This window comes from Streptomyces virginiae (genome assembly GCF_000720455.1).
GTDB classification, from domain to species: Bacteria; Actinomycetota; Actinomycetes; order Streptomycetales; family Streptomycetaceae; genus Streptomyces; species Streptomyces virginiae.
The window spans coordinates 1-2,861 of sequence record NZ_JOAK01000077.1 but is presented as its reverse complement, the minus strand read 5'-3'; the positions used below and the strand labels follow the sequence as shown (position 1 = coordinate 2,861).

The 2,861-nt window shown below is 56.4% G+C and carries 2 rRNA genes; both read right to left on the bottom strand.

The features are described from left to right. Window positions 1-97, bottom strand: a 5S ribosomal RNA gene (gene rrf, locus IG86_RS40475); the annotation flags it as partial. Window positions 98-174: 77 nt separating this feature from the next. Next, window positions 175-2,861: ribosomal RNA gene (locus IG86_RS0137985) — 23S ribosomal RNA — on the bottom strand; the annotation flags it as partial.

Here is a 2,861-nt window from a genome sequence, read left to right as displayed (position 1 = left end):
CCCACAGGGTCCCCCCTGCAGTACCATCGGCGCTGAAAGGCTTAGCTTCCGGGTTCGGAATGTAACCGGGCGTTTCCCTAACGCTATGACCACCGAAACCCTATCGGTTTCGAGCGAACAAGCACACTCTGTAGTTATGTGTTTTCAGAACTAACACAGTGGACGCGAGCAACTGAGGACAAGCCCTCGGCCTATTAGTACCAGTCAGCTTCACCCGTTACCGGGCTTCCACATCTGGCCTATCAACCCAGTCGTCTACTGGGAGCCTTACCCTCTCAAGGAGGTGGGAATACTCATCTTGAAGCAGGCTTCCCGCTTAGATGCTTTCAGCGGTTATCCCTCCCGAACGTAGCCAACCAGCCATGCCCTTGGCAGGACAACTGGCACACCAGAGGTTCGTCCGTCCCGGTCCTCTCGTACTAGGGACAGCCCTTCTCAATATTCCTACGCGCACAGCGGATAGGGACCGAACTGTCTCACGACGTTCTAAACCCAGCTCGCGTACCGCTTTAATGGGCGAACAGCCCAACCCTTGGGACCGACTCCAGCCCCAGGATGCGACGAGCCGACATCGAGGTGCCAAACCATCCCGTCGATATGGACTCTTGGGGAAGATCAGCCTGTTATCCCCGGGGTACCTTTTATCCGTTGAGCGACGGCGCTTCCACAAGCCACCGCCGGATCACTAGTCCCGACTTTCGTCCCTGCTCGACCCGTCGGTCTCACAGTCAAGCTCCCTTGTGCACTTACACTCAACACCTGATTGCCAACCAGGCTGAGGGAACCTTTGGGCGCCTCCGTTACCCTTTGGGAGGCAACCGCCCCAGTTAAACTACCCATCAGACACTGTCCCTGATCCGGATCACGGACCGAGGTTAGACATCCAGCACGACCAGAGTGGTATTTCAACGGCGACTCCACCCCAACTGGCGTTGGGGTTTCAAAGTCTCCCACCTATCCTACACAAGCCGAACCGAACACCAATATCAAACTGTAGTAAAGGTCCCGGGGTCTTTCCGTCCTGCTGCGCGAAACGAGCATCTTTACTCGTAGTGCAATTTCACCGGGCCTATGGTTGAGACAGTCGAGAAGTCGTTACGCCATTCGTGCAGGTCGGAACTTACCCGACAAGGAATTTCGCTACCTTAGGATGGTTATAGTTACCACCGCCGTTTACTGGCGCTTAAGTTCTCAGCTTCGCAACCCCGAAAGGTCACTAACCGGTCCCCTTAACGTTCCAGCACCGGGCAGGCGTCAGTCCGTATACATCGCCTTACGGCTTCGCACGGACCTGTGTTTTTAGTAAACAGTCGCTTCTCGCTGGTCTCTGCGGCCACCCCCAGCTCACGGAGCAAGTCCGATCACCAGTGATGGCCCCCCTTCTCCCGAAGTTACGGGGGCATTTTGCCGAGTTCCTTAACCATAGTTCACCCGAACGCCTCGGTATTCTCTACCTGACCACCTGAGTCGGTTTAGGGTACGGGCCGCCATGAAACTCGCTAGAGGCTTTTCTCGACAGCATAGGATCATCCACTTCACCACAATCGGCTCGGCATCAGGTCTCAGCCTTAACGAGGGACGGATTTGCCTACCCCTCGGCCTACACCCTTACCCCGGGACAACCACCGCCCGGGCTGGACTACCTTCCTGCGTCACCCCATCGCTTACCTACTACAAGTCTGGTTCGTCGGCTCCACCACTTTCCTTTCCCCGAAGGGTCCGGAACGGCTTCACGGACTTAGCATCGCCTGATTCGATATTGGGCGTTTCAAAGCGGGTACCGGAATATCAACCGGTTGTCCATCGACTACGCCTGTCGGCCTCGCCTTAGGTCCCGACTTACCCTGGGCAGATCAGCTTGACCCAGGAACCCTTAGTCAATCGGCGCACACGTTTCTCACGTGTGTATCGCTACTCATGCCTGCATTCTCACTCGTGAACCGTCCACAACTAGCTTCCGCTGCTGCTTCACCCGGCACACGACGCTCCCCTACCCATCACAGCGGGCGTTGGCCCTATTGCTGCAATGACACGACTTCGGCGGTACGCTTGAGCCCCGCTACATTGTCGGCGCGGAATCACTTGACCAGTGAGCTATTACGCACTCTTTCAAGGGTGGCTGCTTCTAAGCCAACCTCCTGGTTGTCTCTGCGACTCCACATCCTTTCCCACTTAGCGTACGCTTAGGGGCCTTAGTCGATGCTCTGGGCTGTTTCCCTCTCGACCATGGAGCTTATCCCCCACAGTCTCACTGCCGTGCTCTCACTTACCGGCATTCGGAGTTTGGCTAAGGTCAGTAACCCGGTAGGGCCCATCGCCTATCCAGTGCTCTACCTCCGGCAAGAAACACACGACGCTGCACCTAAATGCATTTCGGGGAGAACCAGCTATCACGGAGTTTGATTGGCCTTTCACCCCTAACCACAGGTCATCCCCCAGGTTTTCAACCCTGGTGGGTTCGGTCCTCCACGAAGTCTTACCTCCGCTTCAACCTGCCCATGGCTAGATCACTCCGCTTCGGGTCTAGAGCGTGCAACTCAATCGCCCTATTCGGACTCGCTTTCGCTACGGCTTCCCCACACGGGTTAACCTCGCTACACACCGCTAACTCGCAGGCTCATTCTTCAAAAGGCACGCAGTCACGACTGCATGTGCAAGCACATACAGCGACGCTCCCACGGCTTGTAGGCACACGGTTTCAGGTACTATTTCACTCCGCTCCCGCGGTACTTTTCACCATTCCCTCACGGTACTATCCGCTATCGGTCACCAGGGAATATTTAGGCTTAGCGGGTGGTCCCGCCAGATTCACACGGGATTTCTCGGGCCCCGTGCTACTTGGGAGATGAGCAAGCAAGCCG